This window comes from Dolichospermum sp. UHCC 0352, assembly GCF_009711925.1.
GTDB lineage: Bacteria > Cyanobacteriota > Cyanobacteriia > Cyanobacteriales > Nostocaceae > Dolichospermum > Dolichospermum lemmermannii.
The window spans coordinates 1-23,015 of the sequence record NZ_VIKY01000273.1; the positions used below are offsets into that span (position 1 = coordinate 1).

The window sequence follows — 23,015 nt, forward strand, 5'->3', positions numbered from 1 at the left end:
CAGGATAAAGGAAAGCCTCTAGCCTTCATCCCTTGTCTAAAGCCCAAATGTGGCTTCCTGAGTCAGCCACATTTTCAAGGGTTTTCGGCGTTCTTCCTTATAAAAAAAGGGAGAAGAAAAATAAATTCCTCTCCCTAATTTTTAATCAGTAAAATTTAGATTTTACCAATACTGTGTAGCCCTAAAATGATACCTGCTCCTAAAATATGCCCAAAGGAAGTAGTTGCTAGTACCGCAGGTAAACCAAAACCACCGAAAAATTGAGGTGCTGGTAATTCTGGTTTAGCATGAGGATGCTCAATCGTAAATTTGCCTACAGCAATAGCGAAAATATTGGCAACAATCATAATTATGCTAATATTAGGACTCCATTCTAGAGATGCGGTAGCTGTAGCTAGTAAGCTTGAAGTCAACATCTAATTTACTCCTGATATTTGCGGATGCTTGTCAATATCATCTAAATATTGATTAATAAAAATCTATATCATTGCTTACTTTGTAGCAAATTTTAACATTTGTTTTCATTTGACAATATGAACAAGTGCTATACTTAATAGCAATTTTTGATATTTGTTGTGATCCAAATGGTATCTAGAAGGGCTGGTAATTGCTAAGATAAGAGTAATTATTTCCTGGATTGATCATGTCCTCAACTCTTGATTCCTTACCACCTGCACTAAATAAAATTGTCCACCGCTTTCAACGCGCTACAGAACCAAAACGACGCTATGAGCAGTTAATTTGGTATGCTCAAAAGCTACAAGAGTTTCCTGAATCTGGTAAACTCCCAGAAAATAAAGTTCCCGGTTGTGTTTCTCAAGTGTATGTTACGGCATCATTAGAAGACGGTAAAGTCATATTTCAGGGTGATTCTGATTCCCAATTAACTAAGGGCTTGTTAGCATTATTAATAGAAGGATTAAATGGATCAACACCTACAGAAATAATCCAACTTACTCCTGATTTTATTCAAGAAACTGGCTTAAATGTAAGTTTGACACCTTCCCGCGCTAATGGGTTTTACAATATTTTCAAAACAATGCAAAAAAAAGCTTTGGAATCTAAATTAGAAAATTAGGAATTGGAGACTCGACAACTTTTTTAAGTTTGAGATTATTCTTTCTGCTTTTTGAATTCCTGACTCCGCTGAACCACATTGGCTAGGCAACCACAGGGGTTGCCCCTACAATTATAGAGGTTTAGTATTACCAAACCTCTATATAGTTCAAAATTTTGCAAATTATCAATTATGCTCCTTCTGAGCGATCAATTTTTTGACTAGGAGAGGATTCATAAAGAGCATCTAACTGTTCCCGTGCATCTTCAACATTAATTGAACGCATGACCAACAGCGGTTCTTTAATCATATTACCTGCACTATCTAACAATTCAGGATGGGGGACATACTGCCTTCTAGCTGCATAATAACCAAAGCCACCTGGTGATGATTGATTATTAGAATAAGTTCGTTCTCTGTCAAAACTGAACATGATCAGATTGCGAATTAAATTACCAACAGCCATAAATGCCAAAACGGTGAAAGCTAAAATATAAAGTAGGTGTAGCATTGAATTTTCCTCCAGAACAGCAAAGGGTAAAAATGTTATCTATGTAAAACCTAAAACTCCGCAAATAAATAATTTACGGTAGGAAAGAATGTAAGATTCTTTACTTATGTGCTTATGTTATATGGTGCAATCCTTATATTGATATTAAGGTAACACGAGGCACATTATTTTTTTATGAAAAGAATGTTAAGAATTGTCTAATATTTTTACAATTTCCACTGGATTCAGATTTTGCCAACAGGTTGATTATTCCTTTGACTGACCTAAACGCATTCCCACACTCCAACATTCTGTAACTAATTGATGCCAAGGCATTACCGTTGCCATATCAAGTCCGACTTGTTGATCAGTTGCCTTAAACAACATTCTTGCCGTTTTGAGTTCATTTTGTGCATTTTTAACTCGTTTTAGTAAGTCAAATTGCTCTTGTTCACTCATGAATTGGATTTTCTCATTTTCCAGAATTTGACGATATCGCTCAAACCAATCTTGAAAATCCTCTAACAGCGGTTCTAAGACTGATTTTAGTAAATCAGCGTTTGGTAGATTTGAGTCCCCCATATATGAGAATCATATTTCTTAATTGTCTATTTATATTAACGTTATTTACGATCCTTAACAATCAGTTCATAACTTTTTACATAAAAAAACTTAAAAAATATGTAACTTGGTATCTGAAGCATGATTATATAAATTTGGCAATAGTTTTGTAAAGCTCCTTGGGAGTAAACCTGGATACCTCTAAAGGAAGAAGTCAGGAGTCACCGAGTCAGGAGTCAGGAGTCAGGAGTCAGGAGTCAGGAGTCAGGAGTCAGGAGTCAGGAGGAAAGAAGAAAGAAGAAAGAAGAAAGAAGAAAGAAGAAAGAAGAAAGAAGAAAGAAGAAAATTTTTCTATTCCCTGTTCCCTGTTCCCTGTTCTCTGACAACTCGATTGAATTTAATTTTGTCTTGTATGGCTTTTACCAGCAGCCTGTAGTTGGGCTAAATTAGGAAAAACCATAGCCAGTGGACTATTATTTATTTTGTAAAGATATTTTTCGTCAACTCTATTTTTAACACTTCGTCAAAAGTTTAATAGCCAATGTCCCCAAATCAAGAAACCCAACCAGTCGAAAAAATCTATTTACCCCGAACCAGCGAATCAGAAACACTAAAAAAGATTCGTCACACAGCTTCCCATATCATGGCTATGGCAGTACAAAAGCTGTTTCCCAAGGTGCAAGTCACAATTGGTCCTTGGATTGAAAATGGGTTTTATTATGACTTTGATAGTCCAGAACCCTTTAGCGATAAGGATTTAAAGACCATTCAAAAAGAAATGGTGAAGATTATTAATCGCAAATTACCATTAATTCGGGAAGAAGTCAGCCGCGAAGAAGCACAAAGCCGCATTGAAGCCATTAACGAACCCTATAAACTGGAAATTCTCGGAGATATCAAACAAGAACCCATCACAATTTACCATTTGGGAGAGCAATGGTGGGATTTGTGCGCTGGACCTCACCTCGAAAATACCAGCGAAATTAATCCCAAAGCTATAGAATTAGAAAGCGTTGCTGGTGCTTATTGGCGCGGAGATGAAAACAAAGCTCAATTACAGCGTATTTATGCCACAGCTTGGGAAACTCCCGAACAACTAGCAGAGTATAAACGCCGCAAAGAAGAAGCCCTGCGCCGTGATCATCGTAAACTGGGTAAAGAACTGGGATTATTTATCTTTTCCGATTTAGTTGGTCCTGGTTTACCTTTGTGGACTCCCAAAGGGACTTTGTTAAGAACGATTTTAGAAGACTTCCTCAAAAAAGAACAATTAAAACGGGGTTATTTACCTGTAGTTACTCCCCATATTGCCAGAGTTGATTTATTTAAAACATCAGGACACTGGCAGAAATACAAGGAAGATATGTTTCCTTTAATGGCTGAAGATGAGGAAGCAAGAGCCATAGAACAGGGTTTTGTCCTCAAACCGATGAACTGCCCCTTCCACATCCAAATATACAAGAGTGAATTGCGCTCTTATCGGGAATTACCGATGCGCTTGGCAGAATTTGGTACAGTTTACCGTTATGAACAGTCGGGAGAATTGGGTGGTTTAACCAGGGTACGCGGTTTTACCGTTGATGATTCTCATTTGTTTGTCACTCCCGAACAGCTAGACAGTGAATTTCTCAATGTTGTAGATTTGATTTTGAGCGTTTTCAAAAGTCTGCAATTGAAGAATTTTAAAGCTAGATTGAGTTTCCGTGACCCAGCTAGTGATAAGTATATCGGTTCTGATGAAGCTTGGGATAAAGCGGAGGGGGCAATTCGTCGCGCTGTGCAACAATTGGGAATGGAGCATTTTGAAGGAATTGGGGAAGCGGCTTTTTATGGACCCAAGCTGGATTTTATCTTCAGTGATGCTTTAGAACGGGAATGGCAATTGGGAACTGTGCAGGTAGATTATAATTTACCAGAACGGTTTGATTTAGAATATGTGGCGGAAGATGGTTCGCGTCAACGTCCGGTAATGCTTCACCGCGCGCCCTTTGGTTCTTTGGAACGATTAATTGGAATTTTAATTGAAGAGTACGCGGGTGATTTTCCTCTGTGGTTAGCACCTGTACAAATCAGGTTATTACCTGTCGGTGATCTTCAGTTAGATTTTACCAAAGAGGTGGCTGCTAAGATGGTGGCGTTGGGTATTAGGGCAGAAGTGGATACCAGTGGCGATCGCTTGAGTAAGTTGATTCGCAACGCGGAAAAGGATAAAATCCCTGTCATGGCCGTGGTTGGTGCGAAGGAAGTCGAAACCAACAGTTTGAGTATTCGTACCCGCGCTTCTGGGGAGTTGGGAGTCATAATTCTAGATGAGGTTGTGGATAAAATCACAGAAGCAATTACTAACTTTAGTAACTTCTAAAAAAGTAGGGGTTTAGCAATGCTCATAGTGTCAACTTAACGTAAAACGGGCGGTTAGAAACCGCGTCTACACAGGCAAAACCACCTGCGTGGGTTTCAATCCTTGATTTTTCCTTAGTCCGCCCAGGCGGACTTTGTTTGTGTAGCCGTGAATTCCATTCGCCGGGGCTTAAGTTGACACCATTAAGCAATGCTAAACCCCTATATACGTTGCCATATCATGAATGTTGGAGTCACAAATGTTAAATCTTGAATATCTGACTAACGAAGAGGGTAATAAAATTGCAGTAGTCATTCCTATTGATATTTGGAGAAAATTACTACCTACAGAGGATACTTCTTTAGATGAACTAACTGAAGCAATAGAAGATTATTGTCTGAACAAAGCGATGGATGAATCTATGAATACACCATTGCTAGATCGTAATCAAGCCTTAGCTTATCTTGAGGAAGAATAATTTTGAAAGTACAATATCGTCAGACTTTTCTGAAAGATTTAAAACAATTGAAAAGTTCAGAATCATACCAACGCATCTACGAGCTTGCATTTACCACTTTAGAAAACATCAATTCTTTAGACGAGATTCTTGATATTAAAGCTATGAAAGGCTACCCTAATCGGTATCGGATACGTATTGGTAATTATCGTCTGGGAATAGAAGTTAACGGAGATTTGATAGAAGTAATGCGTGTTTTACATCGTCGGGAATTTTATCGCTATTTTCCTTAGAAATTGGTAGTAGCTTAAATTGAAAATGTATATCTTTGGTTGATTGAGAGTAAACAAATAAATTCTCCATCCTGTTAATCCTTTAATCCTGGATATCCTGATTCAGACAAAAAAATCTAGCTGGAAATTGCTAATCTGTTTTCTAAACAAACATTTACCGATAGGGTTGGATTTCTACAATGGGTAACAGTAAAGTATCTTCTATATACTGGCGCACATCACGGCTAACATAACAATCACTATTTTGCTAATAAACAGACTTCCCGCCAGCGTTTTTCAGTAAAATGGCTAGCCAGGCTTTGCAAAGCATTATCTGATGATTGTTGGACTAATACAAATTCTCTAGCTGTGAAATATTCATGAAATGTTAAATGGGAAAAAGAGTAAATACCTTTTGCCCTTTCTACTAATAAACCATGTTGAGCTTCAATTGATTTAATAATTTTTTCACTATCTAGCTGCAATTTTTCTGTATTTGTGCTTGCATCAGGCAAGTTACTAATATAGTCTGTAATGTAATATTCAGCTAATTTCTGTTTAAAAAAGTAGTTACTTTGGTCAAAAGTGGTTAAAGCAATTTTGCTTAATAAATCTTCTTTCCTCTGTACAGATAGCTTTTTGTAAACTTCGTCACGTTTAATACCCCGCTTGGTATCCCATTTTTTGAGTAGTGCATCTAAGCCTTCTTTATATAATTCAGAACGATTCGCAGGAAAATCCCCGGCTTCTTCAAATACTAAACAGAGTAAAGTTAGTAACAAGGGATTTGATGCTAGTTGCTTAATGGGGTAATTTTCTCTTAGACGTTGAATAAATTTGTCTGGCTTAACAGGTTTATTTTTAAACCAATTGGTCGCAAAATTATTAATTTGTTTATCATTGAACTCAGCAACTTCTACCTCTGTAAATTTCTCAAATGTGTATTCTCGTGCTGCAATGCGGCAAGTCATAACAAATCTATTTTGCGGAAAACGCTGTGCAAAATGCTGAATTTCTTTTAAAATACGCTTACTATCTTCTTCTCTGACTTCATCTAAACCATCCAGAAGAATTAGCAGTCTACCCTGCTGTAATAATGTCTCTGCTTCATTTTGAGAAGTAAAAAATTGATTACAAGTATCAAAAATGATAAAGTTTACTAAACTGTTTTGATAATTATCTTCTGCAAAGTCTTTGAGGGTAATAAACCTAGGTACAAGATGAGCAAGAAATTCACCTGCTATACATTGAATAGCTAAATACTTCAAAAATGTAGTTTTACCTGCTCCTGGCTTTCCCAAAATCATTAGCTTAGAATATTTCTGCACTACTTGTAGTCCAGGTACTCTCTCTATTTTAATTGCCTCCAATCCAAAGCGGTCAAAATCCTCTTGTGTATACTGTTGTGATAATTTTTCTAATTCCTCTATTGTTAATCGCTGCATTCCCGTGATGTTTTCCAAGATATTGACGCTAGTGTAGATTTCATTCAAGCCAATGGGCTGTGTCATATCTAGCACCCGCATTGTGCCGCAGCGTTCTTGAATGAGGGGTTTTATCTTTGCGCGTACTTCTTGGACGAGGTTATCTATATCAATGCTGTTTTCTTGCTTCGCTTCCGTTTCTGGTTCGTTGACTTGAGTAACTACCTCTTCCCAGTCCAGTTCTAAATAGTCGCAAATTTTGACAAAGATATTACGGTCAACAGGTTTCCCTGTAAAGAATTTACCAACTGGTTGACGAGTTACTCCCAATTCTTCAGCTAATGCCTTTTGAGTCAAGGAAAAGCGGATTAAAGCCTTTTTGGCTTTTTGGATACCTTTAGGAGAACAGGATAGAGAACGACCATTCATAGAAACTTTAAGCGCAGCAATTTTACTGATTTTAACCTGTCAAACAAGAAATTAATGCAATGTCATACACAAGTCACTCATAACTCAAGCATTGCTACAACCTGATTTCAAACACTCACCTGTCAATGTAGAGATGTAGTCAATGATTTGGGAATCGGTAAAGTTTTATGGATACTATTTTAATTATTGTATTAACCGCTTTATTAACTTGGGCTATCGAAAAATCTGCTGATGCGTTTCTAGTTCTGATTATCAAGTGGATAAAACCTGATGATAAAAACGAAGACAACTAGATTTTGATGTTTAAAGTAAGGTAACGTGAAGTGAAGTGGAGTAGGGGTTTAGCAATGCTAAACCCTTTCTTTTGGATATCTACTTGTGGTTATGAGTTGTGAAAATCATAGAGATAGAGATATAGTAAAATCAAGTTATATCTTTAGTCAAACAATAGGTATAACTCGTCAAAAAAAGCGTCAATTAGTAGAAAGTGTGAATAAAGCTTATGCAGATGATTCAGATGAATCAGAAAATATAATCTTAGAAAAAATGCGTCAACATCAAGGAAAATTGTATCAAGACCATTATATTTATTCCCCTGATTTTTTTCAAGATAAACCCATAGAACATTTAATAAAAGAAGGAATAAAAGCATCAGATTTAAATGATGATAAGATAGGTAGAGTAATGGACAAGCTCTACAAATATGGATTAACAAAAATATTCCTAATCATTGCCTTAGAAGTAGTCAAGAAATTTGGGATAGAAACTAAATATTCCCATTTAGATTCAAGCTCATTACATTTACATGGAGAGTATAAGAACTGCGTAAATAATGAAGATAAAGAACAAGGAATAAACAAAGAAAATCCGATTAATATCACACAGGGCTATTCCCGTGACCACCGCCCAGACTTAAAACAATGTATATTAGATTTAATAGTAAGTAGTGATGGAGATATACCTTTATTTTTTAGAGGAGCATCAGGAAACGAATCAGATAAAGCCGTATTTGCTCATATCTTAGTAGAGTATTCCAAACAAATAGATTTTGACAGTATAATGGTCGCTGACAGTGCTTTATACAGTGAAAGTAATTTAAAATTAATGGTGAATATGAACTGGATAAGTCGAGTTCCATTATCCATTAAAAAAGCTAAAAACTTGCTAAAAGCACCGATAAGCAAAGAACTGAAACCAAGTGATATCAAAGGATATAGCTATCAAGAAGAGAAAGTATTTTACGGGGGAATAGAGCAAAGATGGCTTCGCCGTGAGCGTCAGCCGAACGGTTATTAATTGAAAGCACAGACAGAAAAAAAGCAGATTTAAAGAAATTAACCAAAAAAATCTCAGAAGAGTTTCTGAAAACTAATAAACAGCTAGTTAAGTTAGAAAAAGAAGATTTTTGTTCAAAATCTTTAGCAGAATTAAAAATTAAAGACCTGACGGCAAAATTAAAATATCATCAAATATCGGACATAGAAATTACCGAAAGATTAAATAAAGGACAAACAGTAGTTTATCAAATCAAAGGTAAATTAATAGAAAATCAGGAGTTAATCAAAAAACATGAAAATTCTTGTGGTCGATTTATTTTATTCTTCGAATATTTTAGACACAACCCAATTAAAACCTACAGAAATATTGAGAATATATAAAGAACAGCAATCAACAGAGCGAGGATTTAGATTTATCAAAGACCCGTTATTTTTTGCCGATAGTCTTTTTGTGAAGAATCCAGAAAGAGTAGAGACAATGATGATGTTAATGGCATTGTGCCTTTTGGTTTATAATCTGGGACAAAGACAATTACGAATCGCATTAAAAACACAAAAAGCTACTGTTAAAAATCAACTAAATAAACCCACAGAATCTCCCACATTAAGGTGGATATTTCAATGTTTCCAAGGGATTCACTTTCTTATTATACAAGGAGTCCATAGAATTCTTAATTTAACTGAGTCACATTGTCGCATCTTACAATTCCTACCTCATGCTTGTCAAAAATATTATTTATTATGTTAGTTGCCGAATCTATAATTCCCGATTCAACACTTCTGTGTTTGCATAACTGATTGAAAAATTCAAATTAAACTGTCTTACTAGCTTTTTAAACATAATAAAAAAGCTTGATTTTTGGTGCGTATAATTTATTTATTAGTGGCTGCTTAGTTTTTAAAAATTCTAGTTTTTCATTACTCGTAAATGTAGTTTTTGTATACTACTTTTTGAAGTGCGGAATGTGGGTTTGAGTATTCGTACCCGCGCTTCTGGGGAGTTGGGAGTCATAATTGTAGATGAGGTTGTGGATAAAATCACAGAAGCAATTACTAATTTTAGTAAATTCTAAGTAAATAATAGGCTGGGTAAATCCCAGCCCAAAAGTAAATTAACTCAAAATCAAATTATAAATTCAGATATTTCAATGTTCAAATAAGTCCTTGAATTGTAATAAATCTAAACTAACAATTGTTGATAAAACTTGAAAACATTCTTGGGCAACTTGCCAACGTTCTTCCCGTTGTAACATAGCCGTGAGCTTTTCTCGGACACTTAACAAATAACGGACATCATTAGCCGCATAACTTAATTGTGCATCAGATAAATTACTAGCATTACCCCAATCAGAACATTGGGAACTTTTATCTAACTCCACCTTTTCTAATTCTAAAACCACATCTTTTAGTCCGTGACGATTTGTATAAGTCCGGGCTAACTTACTAGCAATTTTAGTACAAAAAATCGGTTGCACAACAATATCTAAATTCTGCCGTAAAGTGGCAACATCAAACCTAGCAAAGTGAAAAACTTTAACAATATGGGTTGCTTCCATGAGAATTTGCAAATTTGGTGCTACTGTTTGTCCCCTAGAAATCCGAATAGCAGTAACTTGTCCTTCTGGGTTACAGAGTTGAATCAGACACAAGCGATCGCGCTGAGGTAAAAGTCCCATTGTTTCCGTATCAACAGCGATAGCTGGGGATTTTAAATACTCAGAAAGAGTTGCATCATTTAAATCGCCATCGCCAACTTGAAAATCTGGTAATGTCATGAACTGATCAAATATAAATTATCTTCATTTTGCCAGACAACAGGACTCTCGCTAAGAGGTTGTTTGAAAAGTATTATATGAAACCCATAATCTCCAAAAACCTAACCCCCCTTCCCCCCTTCCCTACAAGGGAATGGGGTTTTTAAAGCCTCTCCCCTGGTAGGGGAGAGGTTTGGAGAGGGGTCTGTTTCCACATTAAAAACTTTTAAAACATCCTCTTAGAAAGGGGGACTTTGAGAAATTTAGCCCCCCTTTTCAAGGGGGGTTGGGGGGATCTAGATAAGTTCTGATACTTTTCAAACATCCTCTAACGCCTCATTAAAAATGCTAAATTAAAAATTGAAAAATTAATTTATGCCCCTTCATCACAAAGGGCATAATTCTTAATTTTGTCCGCTGGTATTAGTGTTTAAAAATATTTGCGTTAAATAAACTTCTCCTTGTTCATTAGCAGCCACACCAACCCCAGTTAAATTATATTTACCCTGAAGATTTTTCAGATGACCAGGGCTTTTTAACCAGCCAGAAACCGCCTCATTGGCAGGGTTACTATATCCCGTATTATAAGCTACATTTTCAGCCGCACTACTGTATTTAAGAGGAATAGTCATTACCCGCTGTTCAAATCCTTGATGACTAAAAGGAACTTTACCACTAGCCATATTTTGACTGTGAATTCTGGCTTGCTGACTGATCTTTCCGTTTAAATTTAATTTTTTTAGCCCCCGTTTCGCCCGATATTGATTAATTTGAGTAAAAACAGCTAGTTCTAAATTAGTAGTTTGAACAGTAAGATTAGATATTTTTGCTTGACTTGTCACAAGTGATGAATGCTGATATCGGCCAGTTTGTTTAGCAGAACTATTATCTGGATTCGCAGCAGTCATATAGCCACTAGCAAGGACAAGCGTACTTAAAGCAATGCCAAAAGCAGTTTGTCGTAACATAGAGGTTTAAGTTAAGTAATGTATGGATTTATTGAATATATACCCTATCTTCTGATTATCAGAATACTTACCAGGATACTATTTGCTAATTATGAACTAAAAGATCATCAAATTTTCACAATTTAAATCAGTCTAGATATAGCAGCTTCCAGCATTCAGGAGTAAACCCCTTTGGATATAAGCCTCTCTAAAATTAGAATTTTACTCAAGTGCATACCGCTATAGTACCCCTGACTATCAAACTGGTAGATGTTATTTACACTACATTATTAATCAAAATGATTACTAATAAACAGTATCCAATGATAGATGTCATGGATACTATTTATTAGCAAGCAAGTGTTTTTTACAAGAATTTAGTGAATTAGGAACTTAGCGGCTGTTTGTACATCCTTGTCACCTCGTCCAGAACAGTTAATGATCACCTTGGGGCTACCAGCAAGTTGAGGACAGAGAGTTTCTAAGTAAGCGATCGCATGAGAAGTTTCCAAAGCTGGTATAATTCCCTCTAACTTCGATAGTCGTTGGAATGCGTCCAAAGCCTCAGCGTCCGTCACACTGTAATATTCAGCCCGGCCAATATCTTTCATATAACTGTGTTCAGGTCCCACACCAGGATAATCTAAACCAGCACTAATGGAATGGGGTTCAATAACTTGACCATCATCATCTTGTAAAAGATAACTCATAGAACCATGCAATACACCAACCTGGCCTTTTGTGAGAGTGGCCGCGTGTTTGCCAGTATTCACACCTTCACCAGCAGCTTCTACTCCAATTAACCGCACAGATGGTTCTTTGACAAATTCGTGAAATAGTCCCATAGCATTAGAACCACCACCCACACAAGCCACCAGGATATCAGGTAAACGTCCCCATTTTTCCAGAGCTTGAACGCGAGTTTCTTCACCAATCACCGCGTGAAAATCCCGAACCATCATCGGATAAGGATGGGGACCAGCCACAGAACCGAGGATGTAATGGGTAGTTTCTACATTCGTTACCCAGTCCCGGATGGCTTCAGAAGTGGCATCTTTCAGCGTTCCCGTACCCGCAGACACTGGACGAACTTCCGCACCCATCAGCCGCATTCTGAAGACGTTTAAAGATTGGCGTTCCATGTCGTGAACACCCATGTAAATAATACATTCCAAACCAAACCGAGCGCAAACCGTGGCTGTAGCTACGCCATGTTGTCCTGCACCGGTTTCGGCAATAATCCGCTTTTTACCCATGCGTTTAGCTAATAACACCTGACCGAGAGCATTATTAATTTTATGTGCGCCAGTATGATTTAAATCTTCCCGCTTTAAGTAAATTTGCGCCCCTGTACCATCAGGACGAGCATAATTAGCGGTAAGGCGTTCGGCAAAGTATAAAGGTGTAGCTCGTCCGACATAATCTTTTAATAAACCTTGTAATTCGGCTTGAAAACCAGGTTCATTGCGATATTGCTGATAAGCTGCTTCTAGTTCAGATAAAGCAGGCATAAGAGTTTCAGGAACGTACTTACCGCCAAAGCGGCCAAAACGTCCTAGAATATCGGGGACTGAAGCAGTTTGTGAGAAATTCGGAGAGAGGGGTGTAGTAGTCACGGATTGGGTAAAATAAGAGAACAAAGTTAATTTTAATTCTAGACCTGTTGAGGATGCCGATAAAGAGCATTATTCTCTCGTTCCCAGTCTCCAGACTGGGAATGCCATCTTAGAGGTTCTACCTCCTATAATAGAGGCAGAGCCTCTCAACTGCATTCCCACGCAGAGCATGGGAACGAGAGAATTCCCTTATTCCTGAGATTGCTCTTTTTGTAAAGCCTGAATTTGCTTCTAAACGAAAAGCTAGTTGTTTGACTTCACGAGATGTGAATTCATACGTACCCGCTTCTGTGGGAGGTTGGTTAATTAATTCAAAGAAGATGCTAGGAAATGCTTGAAATAAGCTATAGAAGATTGTATCTGTTTTCACGGTAATTGAGTAATTTAATCTAATTTTGGAAAACGAACCGCAGAGGCGCAGAGGACGCAGAGAGAATTTAAGAAAATAGTTTTGTTAAAAATTTATTTCCTGCATCTTCAATTTTATCATCAAGAGAAAAGGTGAGGTTACGAACTCTGATTTTTCCAAGATATTTATCAAGGGAATGATTTAATTCTGTTGGATAGACTAATACTGTTTCTGGACAATCTTTAGAAACTGCATAAGTTACTACTTGGGCTATATCTTTAGGAGAAGAATATTCGGGGTTTTTATATTTAGTATCGAGAATGTATTTAGGTGTTAAATCTGTTGTGTTATATAAAATTAAGTCAGTTTTAAAATATATTTTTTCTCCTATATTGATTCTCTCTTGAGTTTTTAAAGTGAAATTCTGGGGTAAATTTTTCTTTAACCATTCTGCAACAAACATTTCATAAAGATTTGCCATATTTATTAAAAAAGGTAAAGTTGTATTTTTACCCTTTTCATGATTTGGGCTAGTGTTATCTAAAAAGAATCGGCAAAATTGATGTAGAAGATGATAATCTTCATTTAAACGGTGATAAATTCTATCAATACAATCTTCTGAATTATAAGGTTGTAAAGATACCATTCCTTGCATTGCATGATAAGCTTTTCTCACTATCAATGATACTTTTTCTGTACAAAAACCGCTATGTCCAATATGAAAAAGCGTCCAAAATAAAATTTGATTATCTATAATATCAGCAGTGTGTTCTTGATATGCACATTGTAATTTTACATTCCAAGGTTTTTTAATTATTTGCTGTACATTTAATCTTCCGCGTACATAAGCCAATTGCTCAGTTTTGGGTACATAAGTCCGATATAATCCTTTACGACATCTTTCTATAATTTTATCTGCTAAAACATAAGCTAGATGATTGTAAAAATCTTCTATAGATTCACAATTCATTAACCCTTCAAATTTAAAAATCTCTAAATTATACGTATATTCCAACATTCCAAATAAATTCTTAATTGGTACTTTAGGATTGATTTTCAAAGCTACATCAGAATTTAAAGGAATATAACCTACATATCCTTGAGCCGTTATTTTCCATTGATAACGAGTTTTAGGACTGGGAAATTCTACATTTACTTTGCTGTTGTATTTCTCATATAAGATAATTCCAACCTCTTCAGGAATTTCCTCACGAGAAAAAGATTGAGTTTGATATTCGGTTATTTCCAGAATTTTAAAATTTGCTGGGTTCATATTGTTATCTGTTTCTCGATTTTATCCCAGCGAAACTCATCTACTTTTTCTAGGTTATTAAAAAAGTATTCTTCTAAATAAGGCTCAATTTCCATCTTCCAAATATCTTCTATATCTTCTCGTAGGTTAGGAGTCAAAAAGAAAGAAATACCAATTTCATAGTTTTTATCATTAATCGCTTGATTTAATTGTTTTAAAATATTAATTAAATCCATAACTGCAAAATTTGTATTGAGGTGATATTTGATTAACACATCATAATTAGGACGCAGTTCAATAAATGCAAAACGACGACGTAAAGCATGATCTATTTGAGCAATAGACCTATCTGCTGTATTCATTGTGCCAATAATACGGACATTTTCAGGAATACGAAATCTATTACCACCAGCGAGGGGAATTTCTTGATTACGGTATTCTAGCAAATACATTAATTCACCAAAAACCTGTGCTAAATTAGCGCGGTTGATTTCATCAATAATGAGAACACAAATATCTTGAAATGACTCGGCTTTTTTACAAAATTCTAAAAATCTACCGGGAACAAGTGGATATGTTAATTTACCATCTTCACTTTGAGGACGAATACCTTGAATAAAGTCTTCATAGGAATATGCTGGATGAAATTGGACTAATTCAGAGAAACCGTCACCTTCACTGATTAGATGTTTTGCGAGTTTTTCAGCTATGAAGGTTTTACCTGTTCCGGGTGAACCATAGAATATGGCTTGTTTTTTACGATTAGTTGCGCGTATCCAACGTTCTATGGTTGTCTCTTCAAAACAGATTTCTTGACTGATATCAGATAAACTATATTTAGGATTAAATTTAATATTTGTGTCCACTTTAGTAATATTTTGTTGATTTTGATATAGAAAGTCATATTTTTTGATAGCTATTAACCAATGACAGAACATATCGAATAAATCATCATCTCGTAAAGCTGGTATACCAACCTGGTGCATATCTTGAGCTAATTCTTGAATCAGATTACATCCTGTATCATTAATTTCTGGATAATCTGTAAGTTTGTTACCATAGTTTGTATTAGTAAAATAATTAATAACTCTTCGTGATTTGTTATTTATCAATAAAAATTCATTCGGTTGTAGTGCGTTCAGAATAGGAGTTAGCATTCCCATTTGAAAACCTTTAGAATAAAGCAATTGTGAAAACTGCATACAGTGATTTAATAATTCATTTGGAATAGCATTACAGCAACGCACAAAATTTAAAATAGCAAGAGCAATTTTATCCCAGTCTTCACTTTTAGTCCAGTTTGCTCCCTCAAACCATTCTTTGATATCTTTGGTAACAGATGGAGCAATATGAATCCAAGCACCTTTTTGACGATTGTTGCTTGTATTGCTATGAGGTAAGAGTTTCAGCAATACTAATTCCGTTATATTTTGACCTCTATCTGCTGCTGTTATAATTATCTCAAAGTTACGACAAGCTTGTTGACGTTGCTCGGTATATGACTTAATATGACTTATTCCATTTGGTGTATAGGGATAGGAAGTTATAAAGTCATGAAATAATTTTATAAATTCAGGTTTATGATTTATCATTAATAATTACAATTAAATATTATTTTTTAGTAGGAGAGATTACAGAGATGTCTTGAATTAAAGACTCAAATAATTGAATCTCACTATGTTTTAAATAACGATAACTTTGTGGTGGTTGAAATCTGGGAATTGTGGCTCTCAGAGTTTCCAGTTCTATAGGATCATTTAGCTCTTTTAGATTTTTAATAAAAATAGCAACAATTGTTGAAGCATTATTGTAATATGTTTTATATTCATGACAACTAATTCCAGCTATATTTTCAATTCTAGTCCAAAAATCATTTAGGTCTTTTGGTATTGCTTTAATTTCACTTTGAACAATATTATCTACCTGAAATGTAGCCACTAAAGCTTTTATAGGAGATGAAACATATACTAAGACCAAATCACCATGTTTTAAGCGAGTACGAACACGACGTAGTTCTACTTTTTTCTCTCCAGATAAAATCATTGCTGCATATTTAGGTTTAATTGATAACATTAATATATTTTCAAACATAATCATCTTATTTTTCACTTTATATTTAAAACACCTAAATTATATAACGTTGGGAAATGAGAATTTTGGATTTTACAAGCCGACTGAAAAGTTGATTTTTTATTTAATACCGCTTGAACTTTTTTTAATGGAATAGGATATTTAAATAACTCTGTATTGCTAAAACGAATTGCTATTATATCACCATTTTTGTCTTGAGGTATCTTCATAATATCATCTAACTTATACACTCCTAATCTTTGAAACCGTTGATAAAGCTCTTTAGGCTTACCAATGATGACTTCATCAATAAATGAACAAGCTCTAATAGAACTTATTCCACAGTATGAATTGTACTTGTCTTCACTTACATACCAGAGAATTCTACCAGGAGCATTTAATCCTCCTGAATTTTTCGCAGATTTATAGTATACAGCTTCACGGTTAAACGCAAGTTCTTTTTTTTGTCCTAATAGTAATATTTGTTGAGCCAAATATTCATCAAATAAATCCTGCGCCCATCTAGGTTGAATAGGAATAATAAAATTATTTATTTCAGAATCAATAATTTTTGCTGGAAAAAGGAATTTTTCAAAATCTGCTGATGCTTTAATATCCTTAATTAAGGATTCTGAATTAAGACTCTCAGCAATTTTCATACAAAAGTTATATTCTTGACTTAAACAAGAACCTATATCATTAAAGCGTATTGATAACTCTGATGCAGTTTCCGCAACTGCTAAATTTATCTTTAACCATCCATTATTAACTCGAATAAAGTTATCTTCCTGAATAGCTTTAATTACTGCTTCTTCTAAATATGGATCAGTAATTCTAGTAAATTGTCGATTTTCATTAGCAGAAAGTAATATTGATTTAAAAATTATATGTCTTGCTAATGTAGCTGATAGAGGGTTGTTACTTACTCTTAAAAGTGGGATTTCTAATTCATTATTTTTATTTTTACTATAAATAAATAAAGCAATAGGTAATTCTTCTTGCTCTGCAACTATATAACACTCAAATTTATCTGTTTCCGAAATAAATCTTCTTAAGTTTTGTCGAAATGTAGATATATTTTCTTGCTGACTATCACACACAAAATGTTTAGTTAATAATTCTTCCTGTCCTTTTTTAATTGGTATTTTTTCTAACGAAGTTCCAGACAAGCGTACAGGCTGATAATCAGGTTTATTCCGCAGTTCATCTAGTTGTCGTATGAGTTCATTAGGAGTTAATATGGAAAGCCTGAAATTTTGATATATTTCATCTGCAATTTCTAATAAATCCTGTTCATTGGTTATGAAAACATGAGAATCTGATGCTATGGCTCTGGCTAAATGAGGTACATCAATATCATCTATAAATACTTTTTTATTTACAAAAAACTCCTTTAGCCTTTCTTTTATTATGTCTAAACTATGATTGTTGCATGGTGGTAAAGACGTAAAATTTTGAGATAGTTTTAATAGATTATTTCTTTCTTTGCTATCACTAATTGAAATAATATAATTATTGATTTGACCAGTTATACACAATTCTAATTCTGACTTAAGCCAATCGCTTAAAAGTAATTTTGCTGCTTCATTTTCTTTATTTTCATTTTGACACAAAAGTAAAAAAATATGTCTATCAATTACGGCACAAAGTTTTGATTCTAGTTTTTGGGTCAAAATTGAAGATAAAAGATTAGTATGTCCATGATCGAACCACCAATATACAAGTTCTTTTCGAGCTTTACTATTACCTGGTTTTTCATATTGAGCAACAAAATTTAGCCTTGACCACATAGATCGCAGTCCATAATCATGGCGACAATTTAAGCCAATACCGCTATATCTTTCTTTAGTAATTTTTTTGAGTTCATCAACCAATAAATCGCTAATACCTTGTTTTTTATATGAGGGATCTATACAAAGATGAACAATTGTAATTCGATCATATGAATTACGATATAGTAAATAACCAATACATTTGGATTCTGGTTCAATAGCTATAAGTATTTGACGCTTGACAGCATGTTCTATAAAAGCATTTTTAGGAAATAATCCCAGCCTTGAACGGTTAGGACTCCATAAATCTATTACAGCCTGTAAATAAGGAGATTCATCATTTATTGATTCTATTTTTATGCTATTGTTTTTAGTCATATTTTTTTAACCTTGTGATTATAGACCGTATAGCAGCTTATTTATTTAAACAAACGATTATACTCTATCATGTAGCAATTATATATCCAATTGCCACCGCTTAGGCTAAAATTGTTTACAATGAAAATCTATTTTTCCTGCATTAAATATTATGGCTAATCCCAAATCTGACAAAGGCTTTGTCTACCAAGAATTTGGTAACGGTAGTTCACCCGCACTGGAACGCGCTGTAGAACGGGGAATCCAAGACTTACCCCCCAATCAGCAAAATGTGCGAATCCAAGCCACTCGCGCTGGACGGAAGGGGAAAACTGTCACGGTGATTACTGGTTTTCAAACGACACCGGAAACTTTAGCTACTTTATTAAAACAGTTAAAAGCCCAATGCGGTACAGGTGGAACTGTGAAAGATAATGAAATTGAAGTTCAGGGAGACCACAAACAGAAGATTTTAGAGATTTTGGTGAAGTTGGGTTATAAAGCTAAAATCAGCGGTGGTTAAAAGGTGCGGTTTACCAAATTTTTCAGGAATCGTCACCACATTAGGTGATGTTAACTCTAGAAATATAGAACATCAACAGGAGAATAACATGGATATGGATGTAGTCAGAATTATAGCTGCAATTTTTCTCCCACCTTTAGGAGTGTTTTTGCAGGTCGGGTTTGGTAAGGATTTTTGGATTAATTTACTTTTGACTATCTTTGGTTTTTATATTTTGGGTATTGTTCACGCAGTGTGGATAATTGCGAAGAAGTAATGATGTCAGAGAGGTAGAGGAAACTGGACTATCTCTCTATTTCTAGCACTGTTTGTGAAATAGTAAGTTACAAGTTTATTAGGGTAAATGTGAGGATTATGAACTACAAAGCTATCATTTTATCGGCAATTTTGGGAATTTCTACCCCTGCAATTATTGATATGGCTATTCCTAGTCAAGCAATGGCTGTACAAAAGTTTAATTATCCAGCCGGTGAATTTAGTGATAAAGAGTGGAAAGTGACTTTATCTTTTGACAATAATGTTTATTACTATAATGGCGAAAATCTCAAGAGTAATAATAACATTAACTTATCTGGTGCTGTTGCTTCCGGTACTAAACAACGTCAAGTTTATACTTGGAATAATAATGGCATGAAATACCAAGTTACCTGGAAACCAAGTGATCCGAATTTTATTCGTGTTCAAGTAACTCAACCTAATGGTAAATTGATTTTGAATCGGTTACTTAAAGCTGTTAAAAAGTAGAGATTTTTGATTACAGCAGTTTTCGGCGATTTAAACCACACTCTGATTACTTTCTTCCTTTGCGCCTTTCCTACTTTGCGCCTCTGCGCGAAACAAAAACTGTAGTTCATTGATCTGAAAATCGCTGTAAATATTACCCGAATTTAACAATTGTTGTAGAGACGTTTCATATAACGTCTCTACATTATTTGCTTATTCAGCCCAAGCGATTAATCTGGGTTCATAAGGACTAGAAAGGTATTGATTTCGAGGTAAGACACGCAAAGATAAACCTTGCAAACCAGAAGTGGTGTAGGTGATATTTGCGGTATAAACACTTGAATTATCTGTATCCTGTCCTTGGTAATCCATTACCACAGGTACAGCATTGACAATATCACCATTGGCATCAATAGAACCTTGATATAGCTCTACTTGCACATCATCATTACTCAAAGTTGCTAAATCTACCTTAGCTTTGACCGCTACAGTTTGATTAACTTCAATGTCTGATGCTGCGGATACGTCAATATCCTTGATTTTGATACTAAACCAGTGTTCACCTAATTTTGCTCTCCAAGCCGCTAATTCCTTAGCGGGAGCATAATTATCAACGGTGAGGGTATGATAGCGATCGCTCGCCGGGAAATAGGCTCTCATTGCATATTCTCTCACCATCCGGGCTGTATTAAAGAAAGGACAATTCAAGCGAATCGCATCTTTCATTTTTGCCACCCAAGGACGAGGTAAGCCATCACCATCACGATGATCATAGAATAGGGGAATAACTTCCTTCTCTAACAACTCATAGAGAGCGTTAGCTTCTATCTCATCTTGATAATTAGGATCATCATAGTTTTCACCATGTCCTATCGCCCAACCGGTGCGAACATAGTCCGCTTCATCCCACCAACCATCAAGAACACTCAAATTGGGTAAGCCATTCATAGCGGCTTTCATACCACTTGTCCCCGAAGCTTCTCTAGGACGACGGGGAGTATTTAACCAGATATCACAACCTGCTACCATTAAGCGGGCGATGTGAATATCGTAGTTAGGCACAAACACCACTTGTTTTTCTAAATGGTGTTCGCGGATAAAGTGGTTAATATCCCGAATTAATTCCTTACCAGGGATATCTTTGGGGTGGGCTTTCCCCGCAATCACAAACTGCACTTTGCGGTGTTTGTTAGCAAGTAGAATCTGCTTAATTCGTTCCAAATCACGCATCCATAAAGTAGCGCGTTTGTAGGTAGCAAAGCGACGGGCAAAGCCAATAGTGAGAACGTTAGGATCAAGCACTTCCTGGGCTTGGGCAATATCCGAAGCTGAAGCACCGCGATCGCGCAAATGTTTAACTAAATGTTCTCGAACATACAATACCATATCCAAACGGCAGCGTTCGTGATTCCGCCATAACTCTTCATCAGGAATTGCATCCATGCGTTCCCACAATTGGTTATCCGGTGGCGCTGATGACCAATTTGGACCAAGATAGCGATCGTATAACTCTTGCGTAGATTTACTTACACAACTGCGGGCATGGACACCGTTAGTAATAGCGGCAATTGGTACGTCTTCCACAGGAACTTTTTGCCACAAACCTTGGAACATTTGCCGGGAAACAACACCGTGCAATTGTGCCACACCATTGGAGAACGTCGCCATTTTCAGGGCTAATACCGCCATACTGAAGGGACTGGACAAATCACCAGTATTTTCTCGTCCCAAGCCTAAAAATTGCTCTTTCGGTAAACCAAAGATATCTGCATAGTAACCCAGATAATGCAAGATCTTGTCGGGGGCAAATAAGTCAATCCCTGCGGGGACTGGAGTATGCGTAGTGAAGATATTACTAGAAGATACTACTTGTCTAGCTTCTCTGTAATTCAGTCCTTTTTCTTGAATGAGAGTGCGAATACGTTCTAAAGCAGAGAAGGCCGCATGACCTTCATTCATGTGGTAAGCAGTGACTTCATACCCCAAGGCTTTCAGCATTTGCACACCACCTATGCCCAGCATAATTTCTTGGTGGATACGCATATCTATATCACCACCATACAACTGATCGGTGATATCGTGGTCATAAGCCTTGTTAGGCTCAATATTAGTATCGAGCATATACAGGGCTACTGTCCCTACCTGGACACGCCACACCCGCGCATATACCTTGCGTCCAGGATAATCTACCGCAATCCGTAGTTCTGTACCATCGGGATTCCGTTCCAAATGCAAGGGCATATTATAGAAATCATTGATGAGGTAGCGTTCTTGCTGCCAACCATCAGCATTAAGATACTGGGCAAAGTAGCCTTGTTGATATAATAAGCCCACACCCACCAAAGGTAATCCTAAATCACTCGCAGATTTAAGGTGATCTCCTGCGAGTACACCCAAACCACCTGAATATACAGGTAAGCAATCTACTAACCCAAATTCAGCAGAAAAATAGGCGTAACATTCCTTCTGATGCTGATTTCTTTGTTTCTTATACCAAGTGTATTCCTGCAAATAATCTTCTAACTGCCGCGCTGCTCGGTCTACTTGCGCTAAAAAGCCTTCATCTTCAACAACTTCTAATAGTCGGCTTTGACTAATAGTTCCCAGCATCAATACTGGATTATGGTGGGTAGATTCCCATAAATCAGGATCTAAACGACGAAATAGGTCTTTGCTCTCTACATTCCAATCAAAATGGAGATTATACGCCAGTTTTCGTAAAGGTTCTAGTCTGGACGGTAGTGAAGGAGAAACGTTAAAGGTGCGAATTGGCTGCATGATATACTAAATAATTTACTAAACAATACCCCGATAACTGCCATAAAGTTATTGTTGTCTGTTTTTACCTAATCTTGCCAACTCTTTATACTCTGTTTATGATGGTTTCATGACTTTATGAAGAATTGAAAACTTTTTGATTTTGTCCGGCGATAATAGGTATTGGGGGGTTGACAATTGATTTTAAATTTGTTATCATGAAATTGATAAGGAAGAACTATCTTCAAATTCTATTTAATAGCCATAGGCCGAGTTTAAAAATGCTTGACATAAAACCCTTGTAGTAGAGACGTTCCATGGAACGTCTCTACTTTTTTGGAGATGTCTATTGAATTGTGCAGAACCGCTTACCATCACGGAGGCGGTTGTTTTTTTGGCATAAACAGACGAGATATGGGAGTTTTTGTGAAACTATGTTAAACCTTTGTAAAAAAAAAGACAAAGACCGCATCTATATTATACTGAGGCATAGCTTAAATTAAAACACGGATACAAGGATTTATCCTCATGAAACTGTCTCAGATTCTGCCATTAGTTATTGTTGGTGGTGCTTTAGCCACTAGCCT

22 protein-coding genes and 2 pseudogenes are annotated in these 23,015 nt (G+C 36.0%); 11 read left to right on the forward strand and 13 right to left on the reverse strand.

Annotated elements, in window-relative coordinates:
- Positions 1-155 precede the first annotated feature (155 nt).
- On the reverse strand, positions 156-416 hold the full coding sequence (gene psaK / locus FJR06_RS19400) for a photosystem I reaction center subunit PsaK (RefSeq protein WP_015078175.1): 261 nt from the start codon (positions 414-416) through the stop codon (positions 156-158).
- A 227-nt stretch (positions 417-643) separates the two neighbouring features.
- Here psaK and FJR06_RS19405 point away from each other — a divergent pair, with 227 nt between their 5' ends.
- On the forward strand, positions 644-1,078 hold the full coding sequence (locus tag FJR06_RS19405) for a SufE family protein (RefSeq protein WP_168631771.1): 435 nt from the start codon (positions 644-646) through the stop codon (positions 1,076-1,078).
- A gap of 169 nt (positions 1,079-1,247) precedes the next feature.
- Here FJR06_RS19405 and FJR06_RS19410 read toward each other — a convergent pair whose 3' ends face one another.
- Positions 1,248-1,568, reverse strand: coding sequence for a DUF2973 domain-containing protein (locus tag FJR06_RS19410; protein ID WP_015078177.1), 321 nt, complete (start codon positions 1,566-1,568; stop codon positions 1,248-1,250).
- Positions 1,569-1,814: 246 nt separating this feature from the next.
- Entirely contained in the window at positions 1,815-2,129 is a 315-nt protein-coding gene (locus tag FJR06_RS19415; protein WP_015078178.1) for a DUF2605 domain-containing protein, read from the reverse strand.
- A 158-nt stretch (positions 2,130-2,287) separates the two neighbouring features.
- Here FJR06_RS19415 and FJR06_RS19420 point away from each other — a divergent pair, with 158 nt between their 5' ends.
- The 4 genes from FJR06_RS19420 to FJR06_RS19435 all read left to right on the forward strand — a co-directional run bounded on the left by FJR06_RS19420 (position 2,288) and on the right by FJR06_RS19435 (position 5,199).
- Positions 2,288-2,491, forward strand: coding sequence for a hypothetical protein (locus tag FJR06_RS19420; RefSeq protein WP_168652076.1), 204 nt, complete (start codon positions 2,288-2,290; stop codon positions 2,489-2,491).
- A 158-nt stretch (positions 2,492-2,649) separates the two neighbouring features.
- The gene (gene thrS, locus FJR06_RS19425; protein WP_015078179.1) at positions 2,650-4,470 is read left to right on the forward strand and encodes a threonine--tRNA ligase; all 1,821 of its coding nucleotides are present in this window, start codon (positions 2,650-2,652) and stop codon (positions 4,468-4,470) included.
- Positions 4,471-4,693: 223 nt separating this feature from the next.
- Positions 4,694-4,927 carry a hypothetical protein gene (locus FJR06_RS19430; protein ID WP_200863834.1) on the forward strand — a complete coding sequence of 78 codons (234 nt, stop codon included), beginning with the start codon at positions 4,694-4,696 and terminating at the stop codon, positions 4,925-4,927.
- Positions 4,928-4,929: 2 nt separating this feature from the next.
- Positions 4,930-5,199 (forward strand): type II toxin-antitoxin system RelE/ParE family toxin, encoded by a 270-nt coding sequence (locus FJR06_RS19435; RefSeq protein WP_015078181.1) that lies wholly within the window; start codon positions 4,930-4,932, stop codon positions 5,197-5,199.
- Between the two features lie 239 nt (positions 5,200-5,438).
- Here FJR06_RS19435 and FJR06_RS19440 read toward each other — a convergent pair whose 3' ends face one another.
- On the reverse strand, positions 5,439-7,031 hold the full coding sequence (locus FJR06_RS19440) for an NACHT domain-containing NTPase (RefSeq protein WP_015078182.1): 1,593 nt from the start codon (positions 7,029-7,031) through the stop codon (positions 5,439-5,441).
- 167 nt (positions 7,032-7,198) lie between these two features.
- On the opposite strand from FJR06_RS19440, the gene FJR06_RS24790 reads away from it, so the two are divergent.
- The 3 genes and pseudogenes from FJR06_RS24790 to FJR06_RS24080 all read left to right on the forward strand — a co-directional run bounded on the left by FJR06_RS24790 (position 7,199) and on the right by FJR06_RS24080 (position 9,056).
- A complete protein-coding gene (locus FJR06_RS24790; protein WP_256369521.1) occupies positions 7,199-7,324 on the forward strand; it encodes a hypothetical protein in 126 nt (41 codons plus the stop codon).
- 276 nt (positions 7,325-7,600) lie between these two features.
- Positions 7,601-8,240 (forward strand): annotated as a pseudogene (locus tag FJR06_RS24075) (IS1634 family transposase); the annotation flags it as partial.
- A 435-nt stretch (positions 8,241-8,675) separates the two neighbouring features.
- Entirely contained in the window at positions 8,676-9,056 is a 381-nt protein-coding gene (locus FJR06_RS24080; RefSeq protein ID WP_200863835.1) for an IS1634 family transposase, read from the forward strand.
- A 397-nt stretch (positions 9,057-9,453) separates the two neighbouring features.
- Here FJR06_RS24080 and FJR06_RS19450 read toward each other — a convergent pair whose 3' ends face one another.
- The 8 genes and pseudogenes from FJR06_RS19450 to FJR06_RS19485 all read right to left on the reverse strand — a co-directional run bounded on the left by FJR06_RS19450 (position 9,454) and on the right by FJR06_RS19485 (position 18,446).
- Entirely contained in the window at positions 9,454-10,083 is a 630-nt protein-coding gene (locus FJR06_RS19450; protein WP_015078183.1) for a ribonuclease D, read from the reverse strand.
- Between the two features lie 383 nt (positions 10,084-10,466).
- A complete protein-coding gene (locus FJR06_RS19455) occupies positions 10,467-11,030 on the reverse strand; it encodes a CAP domain-containing protein (RefSeq protein ID WP_015078184.1) in 564 nt (187 codons plus the stop codon).
- A gap of 356 nt (positions 11,031-11,386) precedes the next feature.
- Entirely contained in the window at positions 11,387-12,625 is a 1,239-nt protein-coding gene (gene trpB / locus FJR06_RS19460) for a tryptophan synthase subunit beta (RefSeq protein ID WP_168652077.1), read from the reverse strand.
- 229 nt (positions 12,626-12,854) lie between these two features.
- A pseudogene (locus tag FJR06_RS19465) lies at positions 12,855-12,995 on the reverse strand (DUF2887 domain-containing protein); the annotation flags it as partial.
- 67 nt (positions 12,996-13,062) lie between these two features.
- Positions 13,063-14,247 (reverse strand): McrC family protein, encoded by a 1,185-nt coding sequence (locus tag FJR06_RS19470; protein WP_015078186.1) that lies wholly within the window; start codon positions 14,245-14,247, stop codon positions 13,063-13,065.
- A complete protein-coding gene (locus FJR06_RS19475) occupies positions 14,244-15,818 on the reverse strand; it encodes an McrB family protein (protein ID WP_168652078.1) in 1,575 nt (524 codons plus the stop codon). Before FJR06_RS19475 ends, FJR06_RS19470 begins: the two co-directional genes overlap by 4 nt.
- Before the next feature lie 19 nt (positions 15,819-15,837).
- Positions 15,838-16,335 carry an ASCH domain-containing protein gene (locus FJR06_RS19480; RefSeq protein ID WP_217359798.1) on the reverse strand — a complete coding sequence of 166 codons (498 nt, stop codon included), beginning with the start codon at positions 16,333-16,335 and terminating at the stop codon, positions 15,838-15,840.
- Positions 16,332-18,446, reverse strand: coding sequence for a GNAT family N-acetyltransferase (locus FJR06_RS19485; protein WP_148763685.1), 2,115 nt, complete (start codon positions 18,444-18,446; stop codon positions 16,332-16,334). Before FJR06_RS19485 ends, FJR06_RS19480 begins: the two co-directional genes overlap by 4 nt.
- Positions 18,447-18,597: 151 nt before the next feature.
- Here FJR06_RS19485 and FJR06_RS19490 point away from each other — a divergent pair, with 151 nt between their 5' ends.
- From FJR06_RS19490 to FJR06_RS19500, 3 genes are all read left to right on the forward strand, one after another.
- Positions 18,598-18,948, forward strand: coding sequence for a translation initiation factor (locus FJR06_RS19490; RefSeq protein ID WP_027403218.1), 351 nt, complete (start codon positions 18,598-18,600; stop codon positions 18,946-18,948).
- Positions 18,949-19,042: 94 nt separating this feature from the next.
- Positions 19,043-19,204 (forward strand): YqaE/Pmp3 family membrane protein, encoded by a 162-nt coding sequence (locus FJR06_RS19495; RefSeq protein WP_035082904.1) that lies wholly within the window; start codon positions 19,043-19,045, stop codon positions 19,202-19,204.
- A 98-nt stretch (positions 19,205-19,302) separates the two neighbouring features.
- On the forward strand, positions 19,303-19,692 hold the full coding sequence (locus FJR06_RS19500) for a hypothetical protein (protein WP_015078191.1): 390 nt from the start codon (positions 19,303-19,305) through the stop codon (positions 19,690-19,692).
- 192 nt (positions 19,693-19,884) lie between these two features.
- On the opposite strand, the gene glgP is transcribed toward FJR06_RS19500, so the two are convergent.
- A complete protein-coding gene (gene glgP / locus FJR06_RS19505) occupies positions 19,885-22,449 on the reverse strand; it encodes an alpha-glucan family phosphorylase (RefSeq protein WP_015078192.1) in 2,565 nt (854 codons plus the stop codon).
- Positions 22,450-23,015 lie beyond the last annotated feature (566 nt).